Source organism: Micromonospora arborensis (assembly GCF_003205615.1).
Taxonomy (GTDB): domain Bacteria; phylum Actinomycetota; class Actinomycetes; order Mycobacteriales; family Micromonosporaceae; genus Micromonospora; species Micromonospora arborensis.
Genome location: NZ_PYBV01000192.1, coordinates 1 through 273, shown reverse-complemented (window position 1 = coordinate 273; position 273 = coordinate 1). Strand labels below are relative to the sequence as shown.

The following is a 273-nucleotide window of genomic DNA, read 5'->3' as shown; positions in this document are numbered from 1 at the left end:
CGGGCACCAAGCTGATCGCGGTCGACGACCGCTACGCGGTGTTCCGGGCCGCCGACAAGCGCTCGGTGGTCGCCCGTGAGCTGGGCACCGACCGGGTGCTGTGGACACGGCCCGCCAGCGGCAAGGCCGGTGCCGCGCTCACCCCGTACGCGGCGGTGGTCGCGGACGAGAAGCCGTCCCGGTTGGCCGCTGTGGATCCGCGTACCGGCCGGGAGTTGGCCGTCCTGCGGACCTCGGCGAACGCCCTCGCGGTCGGGTCGCAGGGCATGATCG

General features: G+C 74.4%; 1 pseudogene. It reads left to right on the top strand.

What is annotated here, in order from left to right:
• Nucleotides 1–273 (top strand): annotated as a pseudogene (locus C7C45_RS33395) (hypothetical protein); the annotation flags it as partial.